The organism is Staphylococcus ureilyticus (genome assembly GCF_002902235.1).
GTDB classification, from domain to species: Bacteria; Bacillota; Bacilli; order Staphylococcales; family Staphylococcaceae; genus Staphylococcus; species Staphylococcus ureilyticus.
Genome location: NZ_PPRL01000034.1, coordinates 12,336 through 37,881, shown reverse-complemented (window position 1 = coordinate 37,881; position 25,546 = coordinate 12,336). Strand labels below are relative to the sequence as shown.

Genomic DNA, 25,546 nt, shown 5'->3' with positions numbered 1-25,546 from the left:
GAGGAAAGCGTGAAAAAGTAAAAGGAATGCATGAGCAAAAACTCATGCATAAGTACCGCTATCTCAATAAATTGAGAGTGGTACTTTACGAGCGCTTGCCTGAAGTCAGGAAAGGTCCTTAGCGCCGATGGTAGCTGACTTACGTTCCGCAAGAGTAGGTAAAGAGGAATACATGAACTAAAGCTCATGTATAAGTCACACTATTCCAATAACATATAAATTTATAAGATATATAAGTGTCAAGCGTAAAAATTAAAATTAAGAAGTGTGACTTTACAGGCAATCAAGACCCGAAAGGGTCTTTTTTGCATAAAAAGAATTTTAACAGAATGAGTTAAGGTCATGTATCAATATCATTAACTCATAAAGGCACGATACTTTAAAACTATGGTTATTAAGTGCACGCATTTTTTTATATTATTATGTTAAAATGTAGAAGATTACAACGTTATACTGTTTTATAAGGTAATGTTAATTTTATTATTTATATAGTGGAATTGTAATGAAACAAGAAATATTGAATTGAAAAGCGAGGATAAGCATGAGCAAATCGTTGTTACATAAATTGAAAGGACTATTAGCTGAAGAACCTATTTCATTACATGTACCTGGACATAAAAATATGACTATTGGGTACTTGAATCAATTAGATTTTAAAATGGATATGACAGAAATTACAGGGCTTGATGACTTACATTCTCCTGAGTCAGTAATAGCTGAAAGCATGAAGAATGTTGATAAACACCCTGATTATGATGCTTATTATTTAGTGAATGGTACTACTTCAGGAATATTGTCAGTGATTCAAGCGTTTTCCTCAAAAAATGGTGAATATGCGATAGCGCGCAATGTACATAAGTCTGTATTTCATGCATTAGATTTAATAAAGGCAAAGGCACAATTATTAAAAATGGATGTCAGTGACGCTACGAATCAATATCTAGGACCTGACAAAACGTCATTATATGATCAAGTAAAAGATAGTAAACTAGCAGTGTTTACTTACCCTAATTATTATGGTGAATGTTTTGATATAAAAACTGTTACAGAACTTTTAAAAACTTTGAAAATACCAATGCTAATCGATGAAGCACATGGTGCACATTTAGGATTTGAACATTTTCCAGAAACGGCATTGAACATGGGCGCGGATTATGTTGTGCAGTCATATCATAAAACACTGCCATCACTAACGATGAGTTCAGTGATATTTATTCATAAAAATGCACCTTGTCGAGAAGCAGTCATAAGATATTTATCCTATTTTCAATCTTCTAGTCCATCATATTTATTAATGAGTAGCCTAGAACTGGCACAAAAATTTTATGACGATTATCATAGCGAATACTTTTTTCAAAAGAGAGAACAATTGGTTCAACAATTGGAAAACAAAGGGTTCGAAATTGTGGAGGTTGATGACCCACTAAAACTAAATGTAAGATGCAGAGGGTATCATGGTTACGAATTACAATCATACTTTGAAGCACACCATATTTATGTTGAATTGGCTGATGACTTTCAAGTGTTAATGGTGTTGCCGTTGTGGCATGAAGGTGATCAATTCCCATTTGATGAATTACTATCAAGGATTGAAAAGGTTCAATTAGTAGAAAGACAGGACGATATAAATGTCAGCGTACCGTATAGAACGGGGAGTAGTATGTATTATGGTGGCGAAATACATAATGTGCGGAAAATAGACATTAAATACGCAGAAAATAAAATATTAGCTAATCACATTGTGCCGTATCCTCCTGGTATTCCAATAATGTTTAAAGGAGAAAAAATCACAGAAGATATGGTAAAATTAATGAATTATTGGTGTGAACAGCAACAAAGAGTAGAAGGAATAAAAAATTTTAAAATAGAAATTAAGGATGAATAAGATGTCAGCTTTTATAACTTTTGAGGGGCCAGAAGGTTCTGGAAAAACAACTGTAATACAACAAGTTGCAGAAAAACTCAAACATGAGTATAATATCGTACTTACAAGAGAGCCAGGAGGCGTGAAGACAGGAGAGCAAATAAGAGAAGTATTGTTAGAGGGAGAAGATATGGATGACCGTACTGAAGCATTATTATTTGCTGCATCAAGACGGGAACACCTCGTAGGTAAAGTTATTCCAGCATTAGATAATGATCATATTGTTCTATGTGATCGTTATATTGATAGTTCATTAGCATATCAAGGGTATGCAAGGGGTATAGGTATAGAAGAAGTTAAATCTATTAATGAATTTGCTATTAATGGATTATATCCAGACTTAACAATCTATCTAGATGTGAGTGTCGAAGTTGGTAGAGAGCGAATACTAAAAAATCAAAGAAATCAAAATCGATTAGATCAAGAAGATGTAAAATTTCATGAAAAAGTAGTTGAAGGTTATAAAAAGATTATTCATAATGAGTCTGAGCGCTTTATTGTAATTAATGCGGATCAAAGTATAGATAAAGTAGTGAATGCAACGTATGAATCTATCACCAATTATTTAGAAAAATTATGATATAATATTCAAAAGAGGTGTTTAGTATGAAAATGATTATAGCAATCGTACAAGATCAGGATAGTCAGGAGCTTTCAGACAAACTTGTTAAACATAATTTTAGAGCGACAAAACTTGCAACAACAGGTGGATTTTTAAGAGCGGGCAATACAACTTTCTTATCAGGTGTAGAAGATAATCGTGTCGATGAAATGCTACAGGTTATTAATGATACTTGTGGAAATAGAGAACAACTTGTATCACCGATTACCCCGATGGGTGGAAGTGCTGATTCATATATACCTTATCCAGTTGAAGTGGAAGTTGGCGGAGCAACGGTATTTGTTATGCCAGTTGAAGCTTTCCATCAATTCTAAAAACATGGTTGCTGTATATGGTAACTTTTCGACTTACATGTTGCTATTTGATTAGCTAATGCTAAATGTAATTCGTAAAGGCACTATGTATTAGCAGCCTTTTTATATAAAGGAGCAACATTAACATGGATGAACTAGAAAGACTGACAAAAGCATATCAATCTAATAAATTATCGCATGCATATTTATTTGAAGGTGACGATGGACAGACAATGCAACAAGTTGCGATTGATTTTTCTAAAATGATTTTATGTGGTGGAGAGGATCAATGTCAGTTAAAAGTAGAAACATTTAATCATCCAGATTTTATGTATGTGTCTTCTGAGGAAACAACCATTAAAAAAGATCAAATAGAGCAATTAGTGCATCATATGAATCAATTACCTATTGAAGGAAATTATAAAGTCTATATTATAGAATCCTTTGAAAAATTAACCATTCAAGGTGAAAATAGTATACTAAAATTTCTTGAAGAGCCTCCAGATAATACCATTGCCATTTTATTAACTACAAAACCAGAGCAAATTTTAGATACGATACACTCAAGATGCCAACATGTTTATTTTAAACCAATTAATAAATTGAATTTTATAGATAGATTAGTTGAGCGAGAAATCACTCGACCTGTTGCGGAATTGTTAAGTGCCTATACAACACAGATAGAGACTGCAGTTGCGTTAAACGAAGACTCAGATTTAATGGCTTTGCGCAAAAGTATCATCAAATGGTGTCAGTTAATATTAAAAAACCGTTCAATGGCATTAATAGCAGTTGTCGATTTATTAAAACAAGCTAAAAACAGACGTTTACAGTTATTATCGTTGGCAGCAGTTAACAGTTTCTTTGAAGATATTATGCATGCTAAAGTAGGATTAGAAGAAGCAATGATATTCCAAGATTTACAGGTTGAAATTAAACAATACGCACAAAATTTATCATATAATCAGATTGTTTTAATGTTTGATCAGTTAACAGAAGCACATAAAAAATTAAATCAAAATGTAAATCCAACATTAGTATTTGAACAAATCGTTATAAAAGGGGTGAAATAATTATGCAAAATGTAGTAGGCATACACTTTCAACACTCAGGCAAAATGGAATATTACGCACCACAAAATTTTGACTTAGGCTTGGGCGATTGGGTTGTGGTCGAATCAAAGCGAGGATTAGAAGTTGGACGAGTGAAGTATGAACCATTAAATGTAGCTGACGAAGATGTAGCGTTGCCATTAAAACAGATTGTTCGTAAGGCTACTGAAAAAGATATTATGCAATATGAACAAAATGAATATGATGCTAAAGATGCTTTGAATTTGTGCAAAGATATCATTCAACAACAGGATTTAGATATGCGCCTAGTGAATTGTGAATTTACTTTAGATAAATCGAAAGTTATTTTTAATTTCACATCAGATGAGCGTGTAGATTTTAGAAAGTTAGTGAAGGTTTTAGCTCAAAAGCTGAGAACAAGAATAGAATTAAGACAAATTGGCGTTAGAGATGAAGCGAAATTATTAGGGGGCATTGGACCTTGTGGTCGCTCGTCATGTTGCTCTACTTTTTTAGGGGATTTTGAACCAGTTTCGATAAAGATGGCTAAAGATCAGAATTTATCGCTAAACCCTTCAAAGATTTCTGGTGCTTGTGGCCGTCTTATGTGCTGTTTAAAATATGAAAATGATTATTATGAAGAAGCGAGAGCTCAGTTACCAGATGTTGGAGATGTCATTGAAACACCAGAAGGTAATGGTAAAGTTGTGGGCTTGAATATTTTAGATATCTCTATGCAAGTTAAAGTAGAGGGTCTTGAGCAACCATTAGAATATAAAATGGAAGAATTAGAAACATTAAAGTAGGAGGCCGTGACAACATTGAATCGAAGCGACATATTTGAAAATCTAGCTCATTTAGAGGAAAACATTAATCAAATTAATCGTGACATGTTAAATTTAAAAAATCTTACAGTAGAATTAATTGAAGAAAATGTCGCCTTACAAATCGAAAATGAGAATTTAAAAACATTAATAGATAAAGAAGAAAAAACTAAGAAAATAGAAAACGGTAAAAAAGATCAACCTAAACGCCCATTACGTAGTAAAGATAATTTAGCGATGTTATATAAAGAAGGTTTTCATATATGCAATGGAGAGCTATTTGGTAAACATAGAAAAGGCGACGACTGTTTGTTTTGTCTTGAAGTACTAAGTGAATAGTATCAATGTTTTTCATACAAATAAAAAATATGGAGTTGAGGATGAGAAAAGCGATAGGCTTCATTAGCGAAGCATCGTAGACTCATCCTCTTTTTTGGAGGTTACAAAAATGTTATTGCAAAACGAAAGGTATGATTTTTTACTAAAAGAGAAATTAGAAATTATACAAAATGATGATGTCTTTTCATTTTCAACGGATGCTTTGTTACTCGCGCATTTTACAAAAATAAAGAAAAAGGACGTTATTATGGATTTATGTTCCGGTAATGGCGTTATTCCTTTACTGTTATCTCATAAAGGTAATCAGCTTATTGAAGGTATCGAAATACAAGAACAATTAGTGCACATGGCGAAAAGAAGTATTGCTCATAATCATCTAACCGATAGAATTCATATGTATCATATGGATTTGAAGCAAGCACATCATACGTTTAAACCAGCACAGTATAGTCTTGTTACATGCAATCCGCCTTATTTTAAAGTCAATCAACAATTTCAACATCAAAAAGATGCACATAAAATAGCTAGACATGAGATAATGTGTACATTGGATGATTGTTGTTTTGAGGCACGACACTTATTGAAAGAAGGCGGAAGATTTTTAATTGTGCATCGTGCTGACCGTCTTATGGATGTCTTAAGCAGTATGAGACATTATCGCATAGAACCTAAAAAGCTTTATTTTATTTATAGTAAGCCGGGTAAAGTAGCGCAAACAATTGTAGTTGAAGGACGAAAAGGTGGTAACCAAGGGTTAGACATACAGCAACCATTCTATATTTATAATGAAGATGGAACATATTCAGAAGAAATGAGAGAAATCTATTATGGATAAGCATTATATATATATCGTTAGATGTAAAGATGGAAGTTTATATACAGGTTATGCAAAAGATATAGAACAAAGAATAGCAAAACATAATAGCGGTCAAGGTGCTAAATATACTAAAATAAGACGGCCGGTAGAGTTAGTTTATCAAGAAATGTTTAATACTAAATCAGAAGCTTTGAAGCGGGAATATGAAATCAAAACATTTACCAGAGAGAAAAAATTACAGTTGATAAGTGAGGGGTAGAAGTATGGCGACATTGTATTTAGTAGGCACACCGATTGGAAATTTAGCTGATATTACATATAGAGCAGTTGATATATTACGTACAGTAGACTTGATTGCATGTGAAGATACACGAGTGACAAAAAAGCTTTGTGCACATTATGATATACATGCACCGTTGAAATCCTATCACGACCATAATAAAGCGCAGCAGACAGAATATTTAATCCAACAATTACAGGAAGGGATTGATATTGCGTTAGTGTCAGATGCTGGGCTACCTTTGATAAGTGATCCTGGATACGAACTTGTTGTAGCTGCAAGAAATAATGGAATCAGAGTTGAGACCGTACCGGGACCAAATGCTGGCTTGACTGCATTAATGGCAAGTGGATTACCTTCATTTACATACACATTTCTTGGATTTTTACCAAGGAAAGAAAAGGCAAAATATGATTTGTTAGAACAACGCATGTTTCAAGATAGTACATTGATTATTTATGAATCACCGCACCGTGTTAAAGATACATTAAAGGCAATTTATAAAATAGATGCGCAACGAAATGTGTCAATAGGTAGAGAATTAACAAAAAAATTCGAAGAAATTATCACGGACAAAGTTGAAAAATTACTAATGAAACTAGATGAAGGCGACATACTTACAAAAGGTGAATTTGTCATCATCATTGAAGGGGACATTGCAGTAGAAGATACGTCTTGGTTTGAAGATATGTCGATACATGAACACGTTGAGCACTACATTAATAAAAATATGAAACCTAAAGCAGCGATTAAACAAGTTGCTGAAGAAAGACAAATGAAGACAAGTGAAGTATATGATATATATCACAATGTATAAAATTAGGCTAACAAATCTCAGCGTTAAAAAGAAAATAGAAGAATAGATTTTTTGAAATTTTATCAATAAAATCAAGTGAAAAATTCCCATAGCAAGCTTGATTTATGGTAATGTAGATAAGATAGAGATTATTTATCGTGTTGTAAAATGAGTGGAAATAGACGAGGGACAAATACTTAATTTTATACTACATCAAACGTATTAAAATGATTAATAAATATAAAATGAACACTTATCTGCTTCATTGAAAATAAAAATAAATTTAGATATATTTAAAGTGAGAGAAACGAGGAGGAACATTGATGGCGAAAGAAACATTTTATATCACTACACCTATATATTATCCGAGTGGGAATTTACATATCGGTCATGCATATACAACTACAGCTGGTGATGTCATCGCACGTTATAAAAGAATGCAAGGGTATGATGTTCGATATTTAACAGGAACGGATGAACATGGTCAAAAAATACAAGAAAAAGCGCAAAAAGCAGGGAAATCAGAATTGGATTATTTAGATGAAATGATTTCAGGCATCAAAGCGTTATGGAAAAAATTAGAGATATCCAATGATGACTTTATTCGTACAACAGAAGCACGTCACAAAGAAGTTGTACAACAAATATTTGAACGCTTATTGGCGCAAGGTGACATATATCTTGGTGAATACGAGGGTTGGTATTCTGTACCGGATGAAACGTATTATACTGAAACACAACTTGTTGATCCTGTATATGAGAACGGTGCAATTGTCGGAGGTAAAAGCCCTGATTCTGGACACGAAGTAGAATTGGTAAAAGAAGAAAGCTATTTCTTTAATTTATCTAAATATACTGATCGCTTATTAGAATTTTATGATGAAAATCCTGATTTTATTCAACCACCATCTCGTAAAAATGAGATGATTAATAATTTCATTAAACCAGGATTAGAAGATTTAGCAGTATCTCGTACATCGTTCGATTGGGGAATCCATGTTCAATCGAATCCGAAACATGTGGTTTATGTATGGATTGATGCACTAGTAAACTATATTTCATCACTTGGCTACTTATCAGATGATGATAGCTTGTTTAAAAAATATTGGCCTGCAGACATTCATATTATGGCGAAAGAAATTGTTAGATTCCATTCTATCATTTGGCCGATTTTATTGATGGCTTTAGACATTCCATTACCTAAAAAGGTCTTTGCTCATGGATGGATTTTAATGAAAGATGGCAAGATGAGTAAATCAAAAGGAAACGTAGTAGATCCTAATGTGTTGATTGATCGTTATGGCTTAGATGCAACACGCTATTATTTAATGCGGGAGTTACCATTTGGTTCTGATGGTGTATTTACGCCAGAAGGATTCGTAGAACGCACAAATTATGATTTGGCGAATGATTTAGGTAACCTAGTTAACCGTACCATTTCAATGGTTAATAAATACTTTAATGGCGAACTACCAGCTTATGAAGGTCCTAAGCACGAACTCGATGAAGAAATGGAACAATTGGCGCTTGATACTGTGAAAACATTCCATGAAAATATGGATAATTTACAATTCTCAGTAGCGCTTTCAACAATATGGAAATTTATAAGTAGAACGAATAAATATATTGATGAAACCACGCCTTGGATTCTAGCGAAAGATGAAAACCAGAAAGAAATGCTCGGCAATGTTATGGCTCATTTAGTAGAAAATATTCGTATCATTGCAGTGTTATTAAGACCATTCTTAACAAATGCACCAAGACAAATTTTTGAACAGCTAAATATCAATTCACCTGAATTATATGAATTTAGCAGTATTAAACAATATGGTGCATTAACCGAGCCAATTATGGTAAGTAGTAAGCCACAACCTATTTTCCCACGCTTAGAAAGTGATGCTGAAATAGAATATATTAAGCAATCTATGCAACCAGATAAGGTGGAAGAAGCGAAAGCAGAAGTACCTAGTAAATCACAAATTGATATCAAAGATTTTGATAAAGTAGAAATCAAAGCAGCAACGATTATTGATGCTGAGAATGTAAAAAAATCTGACAAATTATTAAAAATCCAAGTTGATTTAGATAATGAACAACGTCAAATTGTTTCAGGTATTGCCAAGTTCTATCAACCCGAAGATATTATCGGCAAAAAAGTTGCGGTAGTTACCAACTTGAAGCCAGCTAAATTAATGGGACGAAAATCAGAAGGCATGATTTTATCTGCTGAAAAAGATGGTGTACTTACATTGGTAAGTCTTCCGAATGCAATTCCAAATGGTGCAGTAATTAAGTAATCATAGATAAAGGGAGCGATTTAATATGCTAATCGATACACATGTTCATTTAAATGCAGAACAATACGATGAAGATTTAGAAGCGGTTATTGAGCGTGCAAGAGATAATGGCGTAGATCGTATGTTCGTAGTAGGTTTTGATACACCAACTGTTGAACGTACAATGGAGTTAATTGATCAATATGACTTTATATACGGTATTATTGGATGGCACCCTGTAGATGCTATTGATTGCACAGAAGAAAGATTGGCATGGATAGAAAAGTTGGCAGCACATCCTAAAGTTATTGGAATTGGTGAAACTGGCTTAGATTATCATTGGGATAAGTCTCCAAAAGATGTCCAACAAGCCCTTTTTAGAAAGCAAATTGCACTAGCTAAGCGTGTGAATCTACCAATCATTATTCATAATAGAGAGGCAACACAAGACTGTGTGGATATTTTAAAAGAAGAGCATGCAGAAGAAATCGGTGGTATTATGCATAGTTTTAGTGCTTCTCCTGAGATTGCTGACGATGTCATTAATAAATTGAATTTCTATGTATCATTAGGAGGCCCTGTTACATTTAAAAATGCAAAACAGCCTAAAGAAGTTGCTAAACATGTACCATTTGATAGATTATTAGTTGAAACAGATGCACCGTTCCTATCGCCACATCCTTATAGAGGGAAGCGAAATGAACCAGCACGTGTAACTTTAGTAGCTGAGCAAATTGCTGAGTTACGTGAAGTTAGCTATGAAGACGTTTGTCGTCAAACAACTGAGAACGCTGAACGGTTGTTTAAATTAAAAGCATAAAGATATTATTTTAAAGGTATCGGTCTGAAATATGGCTTAGTTGGTCTAGTGAATACTAAGAGTAACCATAATTTATGCCGATACCTTTTTAATTTTTCTAAAATGAAGTAAAAACGAAAGGTGTCACAATAAATGAAGATAAATGAATTTATTGTAGTAGAGGGCAGAGATGATACAGAGCGGGTCAAAAGCGCTGTGGATTGCGACACAATTGAAACAAATGGTAGTGCAATTGACGAAAAAACTTTAAATGTGATTGCACAAGCATATGAAACTCGAGGTGTCATTGTTCTAACAGACCCTGATTTCCCAGGTGATAAAATTCGTAATACGATAAAAAAATATATTCCAGGGGTTAAACACGCTTATATTGATCGAGAAAAAGCTAAGAGTAAACGTGGTAAAATAGGTGTCGAACATGCGAAAATTGAAGACATAAAAGAAGCTTTGATTTATGTAAGTACACCGTTCGAAGAGGGTCATGAAAGTATCAGTAAGGAAGTTCTGATTGATCTTGGATTAATAATTGGTAAAGATGCGCGTAGAAAAAGAGAAATTTTAGGGAGAAAACTTCATATCGGTCATTCTAACGGCAAACAACTACTTAACAAGTTAAATGCTTTTGGTTATACAGAAGAAGATGTTAGAAATGCCTTGAAAGATAATAAAGGAAGTGAAAAATAATTGGATATGAAAGATATTGCCACACCATCGCGAACAAAGGCACTTTTAAATCATTATGGTTTTAGTTTCAAAAAAAGTTTAGGACAAAACTTTTTAATCGATGTCAACATTATTCATAATATTATTGATGCCAGTCACATAGATGAACGTACAGGTGTTATTGAAGTAGGACCGGGCATGGGATCGTTGACAGAACAATTAGCTAAAAGTGCAAAAAAAGTGATTGCTTTTGAAATTGATCAACGCTTAATACCAGTATTGAATGAAACAATGGCACCATATAACAATGTTACAGTAATTAATGAAGATATATTGAAAGCGGATATTGCGCATTATGTGACACATGAACTAGCAGATTGTGACCAAATTTTAGTTGTTGCTAACTTACCATATTATATAACTACACCTATTTTATTAAACTTAATGCAACAAAAATTACCGATTGATGGTTATGTGGTTATGATGCAAAAAGAAGTTGGTGAGCGATTAAACGCCGAAGTAGGCACGAAAGCTTATGGCTCCCTTTCTATAGTCGCACAGTTTTATACAGAAACGAGCAAAGTGCTGACTGTGCCCAAAACGGTATTTTTACCACCACCAAACGTAGATTCAATCGTTGTGAAATTAATGAAACGTGATCAACCACTTGTCGATGTAGACGATGAAGATAAGTTTTTCAAAATGTCAAAAGCCGCATTCGGACAAAGAAGAAAAACCATTAACAATAATTATCAAAGTTTGTTTGTGGATGGAAAAGCAAATAAAGAAATCATTGTGAATTGGTTGGAAGCCAGTGGCATTAACCCTAAAAGACGGGGAGAAACACTTTCTATAAAAGAATTTGCAAAATTATATAATGAATTGAAAAATTTCCCAGAATTAGCATTTTAAATGATTGACAACTGCGTTTCACCTTGCTAAAATTGATGTTTATTTGACAAAATCGCGCTAAATGTGTTATTATACAACTTGTAGCGAGGTGGAGCAATATGCCAAAATCTATTGGAGACATCAAAAATTCACTTGATTGTCAATTAGGAAACCGTATTGTACTGAAAGCGAATGGTGGTCGTAAAAAAACAATTGAGCGCAGCGGTGTTTTAAAAGAAACGTACCCATCCGTTTTTATTGTTGAACTAGACCAAGATATTCATAATTTTGAGCGTGTATCATATACATACACTGACGTTTTAACAGAAAACGTACAAGTTTCTTTTGAAGATGATAATCATCAAGAAGCAATTGCACACTAAATAGCAGTAATATAAATTGAAATTTTGGTTAAAGCAACCATATTTTTATTTAAGACATTAATATGAGATTGATTAGAAAAAGGTATGTTGGTGAATAATCATCAATATACCTTTTTCTTTTTGAAATAATATAAAGCGCATCAGAATTAAAGAGATATAGTTTTGTTACGTCAAAATATTAATGTAAAATAAGGAATTAACCGCTTATTTTATATGTCAGATTAATTTAAGTCATAGTAAGGTAAATTGGATAAATAACTTATAAATTTTAAAAAAAGAATAACGCAAGTATAACAATATGTTAAAATCATTTTATTACCATATCGAATTGAAAGAGGGTGGGAATATGATTTATGAGACTGCGCCAGCAAAAATAAATTTAACGTTGGACACACTCTTCAAACGAGATGATGGTTTTCATGAAGTTGAAATGATTATGACAACGATTGATCTTAATGATCGTTTATCTTTTGAACTGAGAAAAGATAAAAAAATAGTTGTAGACGTAGAGCAAAGTTATGTTCCCTCCGATAATAAAAATTTGGCCTACAAAGCAGCAGCGTTAATGAAAGAAACTTATAATTTACAGCAAGGTGTGACGATTACGATAGATAAAGATATCCCAGTTTCAGCTGGCCTTGCAGGTGGATCGACAGACGCTGCTGCAACATTGAGAGGAATGAATCGACTATATAAGTTAAATAGACCTTTAGAAGAACTATGTGAGTTAGGAATACAAATAGGCACGGATATTCCTTTTTGTATATATGGGAAAACTGCTTTTTGTAGAGGAAAAGGTGAGTTAATTGGATTTATGAACAAACCGCCGTCGGCATGGGTTATTGTTGCCAAGCCAGATATAGGCATTTCCTCCCCGGATATTTTTAAAAAGCTAGATTTAACTCAAGTACATGAGGTTTATACTGAAACTTGTAAAGAAGCATTGGATACAGGGAATTATGAATTATTATGTAATAGTCTTTCAAACAGATTGGAACCCATCTCTGGAGAAATGTATTCAGAAATCTATAAAATTAAAGAAAATATGCTTGAAAATGGAGCAGATGGTGCTGTAATGAGTGGGAGTGGTCCAACCGTATATGGATTAACACAAAAAGAACGACAAGCCAGGCATGTATATAATGCAGTCAATGGTTGTTGTAATGAAGTCTATATTGCAAGACTATTAGGTTAGTGAGAAGGGATGAAGAAAATGCGCTATAAAAGAAGTGAACGTATTGTTTTTATGACACAATACTTGATGAATAACCCCAATAAATTAATACCTTTAACGTTTTTTGTACAAAAATTTAAGCAAGCAAAATCATCCATCAGTGAAGATGTACAAATTATTAAGTCTACTTTTCAAAAAGAAAAATTGGGCACAGTGATAACGACCGCTGGAGCTAGTGGTGGCGTTACATATAAGCCACAGATGAGTAAAGCAGAAGCAAGTGAAGTCGTAGATGAGGTTATCGAACTTCTGCAAGAAAAAGATAGACTGTTACCAGGTGGTTATTTATTCTTATCAGATTTAATGGGGAACCCAACTTTATTGAATAAGGTGGGGAAATTAATTGCAACGCTTTATATGGATCAAGAGTTAGATGCGGTTGTAACTATTGCTACAAAAGGTATCTCATTAGCCAATGCAGTAGCTAATGTATTGAATTTACCAGTGGTAGTGATAAGGAAAGATAATAAAGTAACCGAAGGCTCTACGGTTTCGATAAATTATGTATCAGGTTCTACTAGAAAGATAGAAACGATGGTATTATCTAAGCGTACATTACCAGAAAACTCTAATGTCCTCGTTGTGGATGATTTTATGCGTGCAGGTGGTTCTATTAACGGTGTAATGAATTTAATGAATGAGTTTAAAGCACATGTTAAAGGGGTATCCGTATTAGTAGAATCAAAAGAAGTTAAGCAAAGATTAATTGAAGATTATACTTCCTTAGTTAGATTGTCTGATGTAGATGAATACAATCAGGAATTTAAAGTGGAAAATGGCAACAGTTTAACTAAATTTACTTAAAGGAGCGGATCAACATCATGAAAGTAGTCAACACATCAAAAGCACCGGAAGCATTGGGGCCATACTCACATGCAACGGTCATTAACGGACTTGTGTTTACATCAGGACAAATCCCATTAAATTTAGATGGTGAAATTGTTAGTGATGATGTGAAAGCACAAACGAAACAAGTCTTAGAAAATGTAAAAGTTGTATTAGATGAAGCTGGATCGGATATAGATTCAGTAATCAAAGCAACAATATTCATTGCTGATATGAATGAATTCCAAAATATAAATGAAGTTTATGGTGAATATTTTGCGAAACATCAACCGGCAAGAAGTTGTGTCGAAGTCGCAAGATTACCTAAAGATGTAAAAGTTGAAATTGAAGTAATCGCAGAAGTGAAGTAATTTAAGGGATTTATAATTTTTGATGAAATTGTTAAGCTTCTAACAAAGAGATACTAGGGGGGCTCACTACATGAAAGTGACAGATGTAAGACTTAGAAAAATACAAACAGATGGAAGAATGAAAGCTTTAGTTTCAATAACTCTAGATGAATCATTTGTGGTACATGATTTAAGAGTGATTGAAGGCAACTCAGGTCTATTCGTCGCAATGCCAAGTAAAAGAACACCAGATGGTGAATTTCGTGATATCGCGCATCCAATTAATTCAGAAATGAGACAAGAAATTCAAGATGCGGTTATGAAAGTTTATGACGAAACGGATGAAGTTATCCCTGATAAAAATGCTCAATCATCAGAAGAAACAAATGATGAAGCTTAATATAAAAGATGAATCAAATTAAAAAGGGCTTGGGACATAGATCTCAATCTTAATATAAAAAAGACCAATTCGTATGCTAACGGATTGGTCTTTTTGTGTCTTACTCAAAAATAAGAATATAAAGAATTGAAATAAATTATTATAATGAAAAGGTGACAAAAATATATTTTTTTGTTTTCAAATAAATCAAAAACTATTCTAAATAATTACAAGTTATTTTAATAATTGAAAAACTGACATTTAAATTAGTAACGGTGTGACTTCTAAAATATATAATTTTTCACAAAGTATGAAATCAATTTGTGACAAACATTTTGTGATGATTTGTGTCAGTCAAAGATGACAATTATGAATATGTGAAGTTGATAAAAAATAACTTGAATTGTTTCCATTGTATAACATTAGGGTTTTGAGCCTTGAAAGTGGTACTAGCGTTAAATTATAATAATATAGAAGTGTATAATTTAATGGAGGGTTACACACATGCAAAGACATGCAATAGTACTTGCAGCTGGAAAAGGTACACGTATGAAATCTAAGAAATACAAAGTACTACATGAGGTTGCGGGCAAATCAATGATTGAACATGTCGTTGATAACGTTAAACAATCTGGAGTAGAAAATCTTGTGACCATTGTTGGCCACGGTGCAGAAAGCGTGAAAGAAACGTTAGGAAATACATCATTATATAGTTTCCAAGACGAACAACTCGGTACTGCACATGCTGTTGAAATGGCGAGTGAGCACTTGAAAGACGAACAAGGTACAACTTTAGTGGTTTGTGGTGATACGCCATTAATAACTGGAGAGACACTTAAATCATTATTAGAACATCATGAGCGCAATCAAGCTGATGCAACAGTTTTATCAGCGACGACGAGTAATCCATATGGTTATGGTCGTATTGTGAGAGATGGCAATGATCATTTAGTTAAGATTGTAGAGCAGAAAGATGCAACAGCAGATGAACAACAAATCAATGAAATTAGCTCAGGTATTTTTGCATTTGATAATAAATTACTTTTTGAAAAATTGAAATTGGTAAAAAATGATAATGTCCAAGCTGAATATTATTTACCTGACGTTTTATCCCTTATTTTACAAGCACAAGGAACGGTTGAAATATATCGTACAGATGATTTTGAAGAAATTATGGGTGTCAACGATCGTCTAATGTTAAGTGAGGCAGAGGCAGCTTATAGAAAACGTATCAATGACTTCCATATGAGAAACGGTGTAACACTTATCGATCCTGCTACTACATATATAGGTGCAGATGTAAAAATCGCCATGGATGTTACAATTGAAGCAAATGTGAAATTAGCTGGTAGTTGTGAAATTGGCGAAGATACCATTGTTGGCCAAAACACAGAAATTCTTAATAGTAAAATAGGTTCAAACGTTACAATTAAGCAATCAGTGATTAACGAATCAGTTGTAGGTGACAATACTACAATTGGACCGTTTGCTCAATTACGTCCTGGGGCAGACTTAGGTGAAAATGTTAAAGTTGGAAACTTTGTAGAAGTTAAGAAATCAGTCGTGAAAACAGGTGCTAAATTACCGCATTTAAGTTATATTGGTGATGCAGAAATTGGTGAACGTACGAATGTAGGTTGTGGTTCTATCACAGTAAACTATGATGGTAAGCATAAATCAAAAACAATCATCGGCAATGATTCATTTATCGGTTGTAACACCAACTTAGTAGCACCAGTTACTTTAGGTGATAGATCATTTATAGCTGCAGGTTCTACCATTACTGATAACGTGCCACATGATAGTTTAGCATTAGCAAGAGCGAGACAAACAACTAAAGAAGGTTATTTGAAAAAATAGACACGATTAGATTATGATTCTAATCACATAAATAAAATGTAGATCTAAGTAAGACCTCAATCGACATTTTGTAGATTAATGAAATAAATATAACTTTGTCTATGAACGAAACTAATTGAATGAATTAATTGGAGGACTATAAATGTTAAACAATGAGTATAAGAATTCTGCTTTGAAAATATTCTCTTTAAAAGGTAATGAGCCCTTAGCCCAAGAAGTAGCAGATAATGTTGGAATAGAGCTAGGAAAATGTTCTGTAAAACGTTTTAGCGATGGAGAAATTCAAATTAATATTGAAGAAAGTATTCGTGGTTGTGACGTATTTATTATTCAACCTACTTCTAATCCAGTAAACTTACATTTAATGGAATTATTAATTATGATTGATGCTTGTAAACGTGCTTCAGCAGCCAATATTAATATCGTAGTGCCATACTATGGGTACGCACGTCAAGATAGAAAAGCGCGCAGCCGTGAACCAATCACAGCAAAATTAGTTGCAAACTTAATCGAAACTGCTGGCGCAGATCGCATGATTGCCTTAGATTTGCATGCACCACAAATCCAAGGGTTCTTCAATATGCCAATAGATCACTTGATGGGTGTTCCGATTTTAGCAGAATACTTCCAAAATGATACAGACATTGACCCAGAGGAATGTGTTGTAGTTTCTCCAGACCACGGTGGTGTAACGAGAGCACGCAAACTTGCAGATATTCTTAAAACACCAATTGCAATCATAGATAAACGACGTCCTAAACCTAATGTGGCTGAAGTAATGAATATTGTTGGTGAAATTGAAGGTCGCACAGCGATAATAATCGACGATATCATCGATACAGCCGGTACGATTACATTAGCAGCTCAAGCGCTCAAAGATAAAGGAGCTAAAGATGTTTATGCATGTTGTACACACCCTGTCTTATCAGGTCCAGCTAAAGAACGTATTGAAAATTCAGCGATTAAAGAGCTAGTCGTTACAAATTCAATTCAATTAGATGAAAATCGTAAACCAGCCAATACTAAAGAACTGTCAGTTGCAGGTTTATTAGCACAAGCTATTGTGCGCGTATATGAAAGAGAATCTGTTAGTGTACTATTTGACTAATTAATGCAATAGTTGTATAATTATTCCGTTCGTGATTTCAATTCACGATTAAATAAACACTTGCAAGCAACATTATGTTGATGGGCAAGTGAGGGGTTCTTATTATCATAATAAGAACAAAAAATGAAAGGTGGAAATAATATGGCTTCATTAAAGTCAATTATTCGTCAAGGTAAACAAACACGTTCAGACCTTAAAACACTAAGAAAAATAGGTAAAGTACCTGCAATCGTCTATGGTTATGGTACAAAAAATACTTCAGTAAAAGTTGATGAAGTAGAATTTATCAAAGTGATTCGTGAAGTTGGACGTAACGGTGTTATCGAATTAGGCGTAGGTTCTAAAACAATTAAAGTAATGGTTTCAGACTATCAATTCGATCCACTTAAAAACCAAATTACTCACATTGACTTCTTAGCGATCAATATGAGTGAAGAACGTACAGTTGAAGTACCAGTTCAACTTACTGGTGAAGCAGTAGGAGCTAAAGAAGGTGGCGTTGTTGAACAACCATTATTCGACCTTGAAGTAACTGCAACACCGGATAATATCCCTGAATCTATCGAAATTGACATCAGCGAATTAGATGTTAACGATAGCTATTCAGTTGCAGATATTAAAGTTTCAGGTGATTTCACAATTGAAAATGACCCTGAAGAGTCTGTAGTAACAGTAGTTCCTCCAACTGAAGAACCTACTGAAGAAGAAATCGAAGCTATGGAAGGCGAATCAGAAACTGAAGAGCCTGAAGTTGTTGGTGAAGATAAAGAAGACGACGAAGAAGAAAAAGAAGAAGAGTAATTTCTTCGATCCCTTTTTCAAACACGCGATTTCAATAAGAAAAATGATCTTAAAAAGCACCATGCTTAATTCGTTAAGCTGGTGTTTTTTTATGTTAATATAGTGAATGATATGAAAATATAAAAAGAAACTATAGAGTGTTGCGAAATAATAAATGTTTCTGAGTGAATACAACAATTGGAGGTAACATAATGAAATGTATTGTAGGTTTAGGCAATATCGGCAAACGCTTTGAGCTGACAAAACATAATATTGGTTTTGAAGTTATTGACTATATGTTAGAACAGAATCAATTTAAATTAGATAAACAAAAGTATAAAGGTGCCTATACAATCGAACATTTGGCTGGTGAGAAAGTGATGTTTATAGAACCAATGACGATGATGAACTTGTCTGGGGATGCTGTAGGTCCACTGATGAAGTATTATGATATTGATATAGACGATTTACTTGTACTATATGATGATTTGGATTTACCTCAAGGGGAAATTCGATTACGACAAAAAGGCAGTGCCGGCGGTCATAATGGTATGAAATCGATTATTCAAGCCTTAGGTACAGACGAATTTAAACGTATTCGTATTGGTGTTGATCGTCCGTCCAACGGCATGTCGATTGTTGATTATGTATTGCAAAAATTTTCAAAACAAGAAATGGAAACAATGAATAACGTAATAGAACATTCAGCACGTGCAGTAGAAGCTTATATTGAAAGTTCTCGTTTTGACCGTGTGATGAATGAGTTTAATGGTGAGGTCAAGTGAAATCAATAATTACAGAATACATTAAAGAAGATAAACGCTATCAAGAGTTGAATGAAGTATTTGGTGAAGCCAACGTATTGGTTACTGGGTTATCTAGTTCGGCAAAGGCAACAATTATAGCTGAAAAATTTATTCATAGTTCAAAGCAACTCCTTGTAGTAACGAACAACTTGTATCAAGCTGACAAACTAGAGAGCGACTTACAACAATATGTTGATACTGACGATATATACAAGTATCCAATGCAAGATATTATGACAGAAGAATTTTCCACACAAAGCCCACAATTCATGAGTGAACGTGTACGTACTTTGACGGCACTTGCTCAAGAAAAGAGAGGGTTATTTATCGTACCGTTAAATGGTTTTAAAAAATGGTTAACACCCGTTGAAATGTGGAAGGAGCATCAACTCACACTTACTATTGGTGACGACATTGATATTGATGAATTTTTAAACAAACTTGTAAACATGGGATATCGTAGAGAGAGTGTAGTATCGCATATTGGTGAATTCTCATTGCGTGGTGGGATTATTGACATATATCCTTTAATAGGTATGCCTGTAAGAATTGAACTATTTGATACAGAAGTAGATTCAATCCGAAACTTTGATGTTGAAACCCAACGTTCAGAAGAAAATTTAGACCAAGTAGATATTACGACGGCTAGTGATTATATTATTACAGATGATGTATTGAAGCATACTAAACTAAAATTAAAAGAAGCATATGAGTATACACGTCCCAAAATAGATAAATCTGTACGTAATGACTTGAAAGAAACATATGAAAGTTTTCAACTTTTTGAATCTTCTTTATTTGATCATCAAGTATTACGCAGACTCGCTGCTTTTATGTATGAAGCACCTGCAACCATTATTGATTACTTCAAGTCTGATGCGATTGTAGCAGTGGATGAATATAACAGAATTAAAGAAACTGAAACAACACTGATTTCTGAAGCTGAAGAATTTATGCAAAGTTTAATTGAAAGTGGTAAAGGATTTATCGGACAGAATTTCTTACAATATGACGGATTTGAGTCACTATTAAATCGATATCCAGTTACGTATTTTACTTTATTTACGGCAACGATGCCGGTAGAACTCAATGAAATCATTAAATTTTCATGTAAGCCAGTACAACAATTTTATGGACAATATGATATCATGCGTTCTGAATTTCAACGATTTATTCAAAATGACTATACGATTGTCGTATTAGCAGAAACTGAAGCGAAAAAAGAGCGTATTCAATCAATGTTAAATGAAATGCATATACCAACATTTATAGATACACCAAGCACACAAAGTGATGGTGGTAGTGCGATTATCACTGAAGGCAGTTTGTCAGAAGGTTTTGAATTGCCATATATGCATCTCGTTGTTGTAACAGAACGTGAACTATTTAAATCTAAACAAAAGAAAAAGGTAAAGCAACATAAGAAATTAACAAATGCAGAAAAAATCAAATCCTATCAAGATTTGAAAGTTGGAGATTTTGTTGTTCATGTTCACCATGGTGTAGGGAAATATTTAGGTGTCGAAACGCTTGAAGTTGGAGGCGTACATAAAGATTATATAAAATTACAATACAAAGGTACTGATCAATTATTTGTACCCGTAGATCAAATGGATCAAGTACAAAAGTATGTTGCTTCCGAAGATAAATCACCTAGATTAAATAAACTTGGTGGCACAGAATGGAAGAAAACGAAAGCCAAAGTTCAACAAAATGTTGAAGATATGGCCGATGAATTAATAGAATTATATAAAGAAAGAGAAATGTCAGTTGGTTATAAATATGGTCCAGACACCCCGCAACAAAATGATTTTGAAATTGATTTCCCTTATGAGTTAACGCCAGACCAAGGCAAATCCATTGAAGAAATTAAACAAGATATGGAAGTAGAACGTCCAATGGACAGGTTATTATGTGGTGATGTAGGTTACGGAAAAACAGAAGTAGCGGTACGAGCGGCATTTAAAGCTGTAATGGAAGGTAAGCAGGTAGCGTTTCTCGTGCCTACCACAATCTTAGCGCAACAACACTATGAAACTTTGATTGAACGTATGCAAGATTTTCCAATAGAAATTCAACTTATTAGTCGGTTTAGAACGACTAAAGAAGTGAAAGAAGTGAAAGAAGGACTAAAATCAGGCTATGTTGATATCGTTGTGGGTACACATAAATTATTAGGCAAGGATATTCATTACAAAGATTTGGGCCTACTCATTGTAGATGAGGAACAACGTTTTGGTGTAAGACACAAAGAAAAGATTAAATCACTTAAGACAAATGTTGATGTGTTAACATTAACTGCAACACCTATTCCGAGAACGCTACATATGAGTATGTTAGGCGTGCGTGATTTATCTGTCATAGAAACACCACCAGAAAATCGTTTTCCTGTGCAAACCTATGTATTAGAGCAAAATATGAATTTTATTAAAGAAGCGTTAGAAAGAGAATTATCACGTGAAGGCCAAGTTTTCTACTTGTACAATAAAGTGCAATCGATTTATGAAAAAAGAGAGCAGCTACAAATGTTAATGCCGGAAGCGAATATAGGTGTGGCCCACGGTCAAATGAATGAACGTGATTTGGAAGAAACGATGTTAAGCTTTATCAATCATGAATTTGATATTCTTGTAACGACTACGATTATTGAAACTGGCGTAGACGTTCCCAATGCCAATACTTTAATTATCGAAGATGCTGATAAGTTTGGACTGAGTCAATTATATCAATTACGAGGGCGCGTGGGACGTTCAAGTCGTATAGGTTATGCTTATTTCTTACATCCATCTAACAAAGTATTATCAGAGACTGCAGAAGAAAGATTGCAAGCAATTAAAGAATTTACTGAATTAGGTTCTGGATTTAAGATTGCAATGCGAGATTTAAATATTCGAGGTGCAGGTAACCTTTTAGGCAAACAGCAACATGGATTTATTGATTCTGTAGGTTTCGATTTATACTCACAAATGTTAGAAGAAGCAGTGAATGAAAAACGAGGCATTAAAGAAGAACAGCATGATGCGCCTGAAGTTGAAATTGAACTAAATATTGATGCTTATTTACCAGCTGAATATATTCCAAATGAACAAGCTAAGATAGAAATTTATAAAAAATTACGTAAAATTGAGACGGAATCACAATTGATGGATGTTAAAGATGAACTCATTGACCGTTTTAATGATTATCCTGTTGAGGTTGAAAGATTGCTTGAAATGATGGAAATTAAAGTGTATGCATTGAATGCAGGTGTAACACTTATTAAAGATGTAGGTAAAAAAATAGAGGTTTATTTATCCGAAAAAGGTACTACTGACATCAATGGCGAAGCACTCTTTAAACAAACACAACCACTTGGACGCGCAATGAAAGTTGGTGTTCAAGAAGGTAAAATGAAAGTGACGCTAAATAAAGATAAAGTATGGTTGGACAGTTTGAAATTCTTAGTGAAATGTTTAGAGGAAAGTATGGTTATACCAGATGAACGTTAAATCTGATACAAAAAGTGTTTTTAATGGTGTTGTTGTACTAACAATAGCGCTTATTATCGTTAAAATACTCAGTGCATTATACCGTGTCCCCTATCAAAATTTACTGGGCGATGGCGGATTATATGCCTATCAACAAGTGTATCCCATAGTAGCTTTAGGCGTTATTTTATCGATGAATGCTATTCCTAGTGCGGTCACTCAAACTTTCAACGCAAACGGGAACCCCAATCAATATACACGCGTGTTATTAAGGTTACAATTTGTTGGTGTTATCTTTTTCTCACTTTTATTTATGTGTGCACACTGGGTTGCCTTTCTTATGGGAGATGTCAATTTAGCACCTATGTTAAGGGCGGCAAGTGTTAGCTTTTTATTTGTTGGCATACTTGGTGTTTATAGGGGCTATTATCAAGCGCATCATGAGATGAATATACCCGCTATTTCCCAGGTTATAGAACAATTTATTCGTGTCGCCATTATCATGATTGCTATTGTGATGTTTACGAGTCAATCATGGAGTATATACCGTGCAGGTACATTGGCGATTGTTGGTTCAGGTATTGGCTTTTTCGCATCTAGTTTGTTTCTGATGCAGCGGAAACCTTTTAAGCTATCTAAAGCACATGCCAATGTGGAAGTGGCTTGGAAAAAGTTAACGTTAGGTATCGTTGTGTTCGCGGTAAGCCAATTAATTGTTATTGTATGGCAAGTCGTGGATAGCTTTACAGTAATACATGCGCTTCAAATGACTGGTTTAGATTTTGACGAAGCAACTATTTTTAAAGGTATTTATGATCGAGGTGCGTCTTTTATACAGATGGGATTAATTGTAACGACAACGTTCTGTTTTGTACTTATCCCATTAATAACAGATGCATTAAAAACAAAACAACATATACTGGTAAATCGTTATGCTAACGCATCTATAAAGATTACAGTTTTATTTAGTGTTGCAGCAGCAATAGGTTTAATCAATTTGCTACCTGTAATGAATAGCGTATTCTTTAAAAACGATAGTTTGAACGGCACGTTATCCGTTTATATGCTTACCGTCATATGCGTTTCTCTTATAATGATGGATATCGCCTTATTACAAGTGAAAAATCACGTTAAAATTATTTTGTGTGCATTTGGTATTGGGGTAGTGGTCAAAGCGATATTGAATATGGTTTTAATACCGCAATTTTCAATTTTCGGTGCCAGTGTAAGTACTGTGATTTCACTGTTCATCTTTGTGTGGATTTTACAGTATCAAGTCTTAAAGCTGTATCATTTTCAAACAATGAAAAAGTTCATTGTTAAGTTAGTAATTACAATGATGCTGTTATCAATTACAGTACAAATAGTTATGTTTCTTATTCCGGGAGAAGGTAGAATGCAAGGCTTAGTCGAATTAGCTGTAGCAGCAACTATCGGCGTTATTGTAGTGATTTTTTCTATCGTACGTATGCATTTATTAAGTTTTAGGGAACTTAAACACCTGCCTTTTGGAGATAAACTATTCCATATGAAAAGAGGGAAACATTAATGACAAATAAAATAACAATTGTTGGATTAGGGAATTATGGTATAGAAGATTTACCCTTAGGAATTTATAAATTTTTAAAAAAACAAACACTCGTTTACACACGTACCTTTGACCATCCAGTTATCCAAGATTTAACTTCGGAAGGTATCGACATGGAAAGTTTTGATCAAGAATATAAACGCCATGACGCTTTTCAAAATGTATATGAAGCTATTGTGACAAAGTTGATTGATGCTGCAAGAGACAATGATATTGTATATACTGTACCAGGGCATCCACGTGTAGCTGAAACGACAACTGTGTATTTAGAGCAGTATGCTCAACAACATTCTGATATTGAAATTGAAATATTGGGCGGCAAGAGCTTTATAGACGATATTTTTGAAGCGGTAAAAGTTGACCCTAATGATGGTTTTACGATGTTAGATGCAACAGATCTTCAAAAAGAAAAGTTGAATATGCGTACGCACACACTTATCACACAAGTCTATAGTGCAATGGTCGCAGGTGATTTAAAAGTGACATTGATGGAACGCTATAGTGATGACCAACTTGTTTATATCGTAGATGGTGCGAGCAATAATCACGCCAATGTAATCAAAACACCGTTATATGAAATAGATCATTACGACGATGTTTTTAACAATATAACAAGCGTATTTATTCCAAAAGTGGAAACCGAAGAAGCATACTTTGGTGATTTTGACTATGCAGTTGGTATCATAGATCATCTTGTAGACGATGAAAAAGGTTGCCCATGGGATAAGGTTCAAACACACCATACGTTAAAACGCTACTTACTGGAAGAGACATTCGAATTGTTTGAAGCTATAGATAACGAAGACGATTGGCATATGATAGAAGAACTAGGAGATATCCTGTTACAAGTATTATTACACACAAGTATTGGCAAAAAAGAAGGTTACATGGATATAAACGAAGTGATACAAAGCCTTTCAGAAAAAATGATTCGCAGACATCCACATGTTTTTGGTGACACAAAAGCAGAAACTGAAGAAGATTTGAAAAATATTTGGTCCGATGCTAAGTCTAAAGAAGGTAAAGAACAGCGAGTGAAATTTGAGAAAGTATTTGCAGACCACTTCTTAGCATTGTATGATAAAACAAAAAATAAGTCGTTAGATGAAAATGCTTTAAAACGAATTTTAGAGCAAGGAGGAAAATAA

At 33.9% G+C, this 25,546-nt stretch carries 25 protein-coding genes; all 25 read left to right on the top strand.

Annotated elements, in window-relative coordinates; genetic code table 11:
* The first annotated feature begins 541 nt into the window (after nt 1-541).
* The 25 genes from CD150_RS03990 to CD150_RS03870 all read left to right on the top strand — a co-directional run bounded on the left by CD150_RS03990 (nt 542) and on the right by CD150_RS03870 (nt 25,546).
* Nucleotides 542-1,885 carry an aminotransferase class I/II-fold pyridoxal phosphate-dependent enzyme gene (locus CD150_RS03990; RefSeq protein ID WP_073346260.1) on the top strand — a complete coding sequence of 448 codons (1,344 nt, stop codon included), beginning with the start codon at nt 542-544 and terminating at the stop codon, nt 1,883-1,885.
* A 1-nt stretch (nt 1,886) separates the two neighbouring features.
* Nucleotides 1,887-2,504 (top strand): dTMP kinase, encoded by a 618-nt coding sequence (gene tmk, locus CD150_RS03985; protein WP_046206572.1) that lies wholly within the window; start codon nt 1,887-1,889, stop codon nt 2,502-2,504.
* 26 nt (nt 2,505-2,530) lie between these two features.
* Complete coding sequence (darA, locus tag CD150_RS03980; protein ID WP_046206571.1) at nt 2,531-2,860, top strand: cyclic di-AMP receptor DarA; 330 nt, start codon at nt 2,531-2,533, stop codon at nt 2,858-2,860.
* A 125-nt stretch (nt 2,861-2,985) separates the two neighbouring features.
* Nucleotides 2,986-3,912 carry a DNA polymerase III delta subunit-related protein gene (locus CD150_RS03975; protein ID WP_073346265.1) on the top strand — a complete coding sequence of 309 codons (927 nt, stop codon included), beginning with the start codon at nt 2,986-2,988 and terminating at the stop codon, nt 3,910-3,912.
* A 2-nt stretch (nt 3,913-3,914) separates the two neighbouring features.
* Complete coding sequence (locus CD150_RS03970; protein WP_103161358.1) at nt 3,915-4,718, top strand: PSP1 domain-containing protein; 804 nt, start codon at nt 3,915-3,917, stop codon at nt 4,716-4,718.
* A 15-nt stretch (nt 4,719-4,733) separates the two neighbouring features.
* Nucleotides 4,734-5,075, top strand: coding sequence for a DNA replication initiation control protein YabA (gene yabA, locus CD150_RS03965; RefSeq protein WP_046206568.1), 342 nt, complete (start codon nt 4,734-4,736; stop codon nt 5,073-5,075).
* 109 nt (nt 5,076-5,184) lie between these two features.
* Nucleotides 5,185-5,910, top strand: coding sequence for a tRNA1(Val) (adenine(37)-N6)-methyltransferase (locus tag CD150_RS03960; protein ID WP_103161357.1), 726 nt, complete (start codon nt 5,185-5,187; stop codon nt 5,908-5,910).
* The gene (locus CD150_RS03955) at nt 5,903-6,151 is read left to right on the top strand and encodes a GIY-YIG nuclease family protein (RefSeq protein ID WP_046206566.1); all 249 of its coding nucleotides are present in this window, start codon (nt 5,903-5,905) and stop codon (nt 6,149-6,151) included. The genes CD150_RS03960 and CD150_RS03955 overlap by 8 nt, the downstream gene beginning before the upstream one ends.
* Before the next feature lie 4 nt (nt 6,152-6,155).
* The gene (rsmI, locus tag CD150_RS03950; RefSeq protein WP_070039624.1) at nt 6,156-6,989 is read left to right on the top strand and encodes a 16S rRNA (cytidine(1402)-2'-O)-methyltransferase; all 834 of its coding nucleotides are present in this window, start codon (nt 6,156-6,158) and stop codon (nt 6,987-6,989) included.
* 302 nt (nt 6,990-7,291) lie between these two features.
* Entirely contained in the window at nt 7,292-9,265 is a 1,974-nt protein-coding gene (metG, locus tag CD150_RS03945; protein ID WP_046206564.1) for a methionine--tRNA ligase, read from the top strand.
* 25 nt (nt 9,266-9,290) lie between these two features.
* Entirely contained in the window at nt 9,291-10,064 is a 774-nt protein-coding gene (locus CD150_RS03940) for a TatD family hydrolase (protein WP_046206563.1), read from the top strand.
* A gap of 132 nt (nt 10,065-10,196) precedes the next feature.
* On the top strand, nt 10,197-10,748 hold the full coding sequence (gene rnmV, locus CD150_RS03935; protein ID WP_046206562.1) for a ribonuclease M5: 552 nt from the start codon (nt 10,197-10,199) through the stop codon (nt 10,746-10,748).
* Between the two features lie 6 nt (nt 10,749-10,754).
* Nucleotides 10,755-11,639 (top strand): 16S rRNA (adenine(1518)-N(6)/adenine(1519)-N(6))-dimethyltransferase RsmA, encoded by an 885-nt coding sequence (gene rsmA, locus CD150_RS03930; RefSeq protein WP_169926878.1) that lies wholly within the window; start codon nt 10,755-10,757, stop codon nt 11,637-11,639.
* 98 nt (nt 11,640-11,737) lie between these two features.
* A complete protein-coding gene (gene veg / locus CD150_RS03925; protein WP_019467722.1) occupies nt 11,738-12,001 on the top strand; it encodes a biofilm formation stimulator Veg in 264 nt (87 codons plus the stop codon).
* 346 nt (nt 12,002-12,347) lie between these two features.
* Nucleotides 12,348-13,196, top strand: a complete 849-nt coding sequence (ispE, locus tag CD150_RS03920; RefSeq protein ID WP_073346280.1) for a 4-(cytidine 5'-diphospho)-2-C-methyl-D-erythritol kinase — start codon at nt 12,348-12,350, stop codon at nt 13,194-13,196.
* Between the two features lie 18 nt (nt 13,197-13,214).
* Nucleotides 13,215-14,039, top strand: coding sequence for a pur operon repressor (gene purR / locus CD150_RS03915; protein WP_046206559.1), 825 nt, complete (start codon nt 13,215-13,217; stop codon nt 14,037-14,039).
* 17 nt (nt 14,040-14,056) lie between these two features.
* Nucleotides 14,057-14,431, top strand: coding sequence for a RidA family protein (locus CD150_RS03910; RefSeq protein WP_046206558.1), 375 nt, complete (start codon nt 14,057-14,059; stop codon nt 14,429-14,431).
* Between the two features lie 70 nt (nt 14,432-14,501).
* Nucleotides 14,502-14,810, top strand: a complete 309-nt coding sequence (spoVG, locus tag CD150_RS03905) for a septation regulator SpoVG (RefSeq protein WP_019467718.1) — start codon at nt 14,502-14,504, stop codon at nt 14,808-14,810.
* Nucleotides 14,811-15,293: 483 nt separating this feature from the next.
* The gene (gene glmU, locus CD150_RS03900; RefSeq protein WP_073346291.1) at nt 15,294-16,649 is read left to right on the top strand and encodes a bifunctional UDP-N-acetylglucosamine diphosphorylase/glucosamine-1-phosphate N-acetyltransferase GlmU; all 1,356 of its coding nucleotides are present in this window, start codon (nt 15,294-15,296) and stop codon (nt 16,647-16,649) included.
* A gap of 142 nt (nt 16,650-16,791) precedes the next feature.
* Nucleotides 16,792-17,757 carry a ribose-phosphate diphosphokinase gene (locus CD150_RS03895; protein ID WP_046206556.1) on the top strand — a complete coding sequence of 322 codons (966 nt, stop codon included), beginning with the start codon at nt 16,792-16,794 and terminating at the stop codon, nt 17,755-17,757.
* A gap of 141 nt (nt 17,758-17,898) precedes the next feature.
* Nucleotides 17,899-18,558: a 50S ribosomal protein L25/general stress protein Ctc gene (locus CD150_RS03890; RefSeq protein WP_046206555.1), complete on the top strand. Its 660-nt coding sequence runs from the start codon at nt 17,899-17,901 to the stop codon at nt 18,556-18,558.
* 191 nt (nt 18,559-18,749) lie between these two features.
* Complete coding sequence (gene pth / locus CD150_RS03885; RefSeq protein ID WP_046206554.1) at nt 18,750-19,322, top strand: aminoacyl-tRNA hydrolase; 573 nt, start codon at nt 18,750-18,752, stop codon at nt 19,320-19,322.
* A complete protein-coding gene (gene mfd / locus CD150_RS03880; protein WP_103161356.1) occupies nt 19,319-22,831 on the top strand; it encodes a transcription-repair coupling factor in 3,513 nt (1,170 codons plus the stop codon). Before pth ends, mfd begins: the two co-directional genes overlap by 4 nt.
* Nucleotides 22,821-24,359: a polysaccharide biosynthesis protein gene (locus CD150_RS03875; protein WP_073346299.1), complete on the top strand. Its 1,539-nt coding sequence runs from the start codon at nt 22,821-22,823 to the stop codon at nt 24,357-24,359. The genes mfd and CD150_RS03875 overlap by 11 nt, the downstream gene beginning before the upstream one ends.
* Entirely contained in the window at nt 24,359-25,546 is a 1,188-nt protein-coding gene (locus CD150_RS03870) for a MazG nucleotide pyrophosphohydrolase domain-containing protein (RefSeq protein ID WP_073346304.1), read from the top strand. The genes CD150_RS03875 and CD150_RS03870 overlap by 1 nt, the downstream gene beginning before the upstream one ends.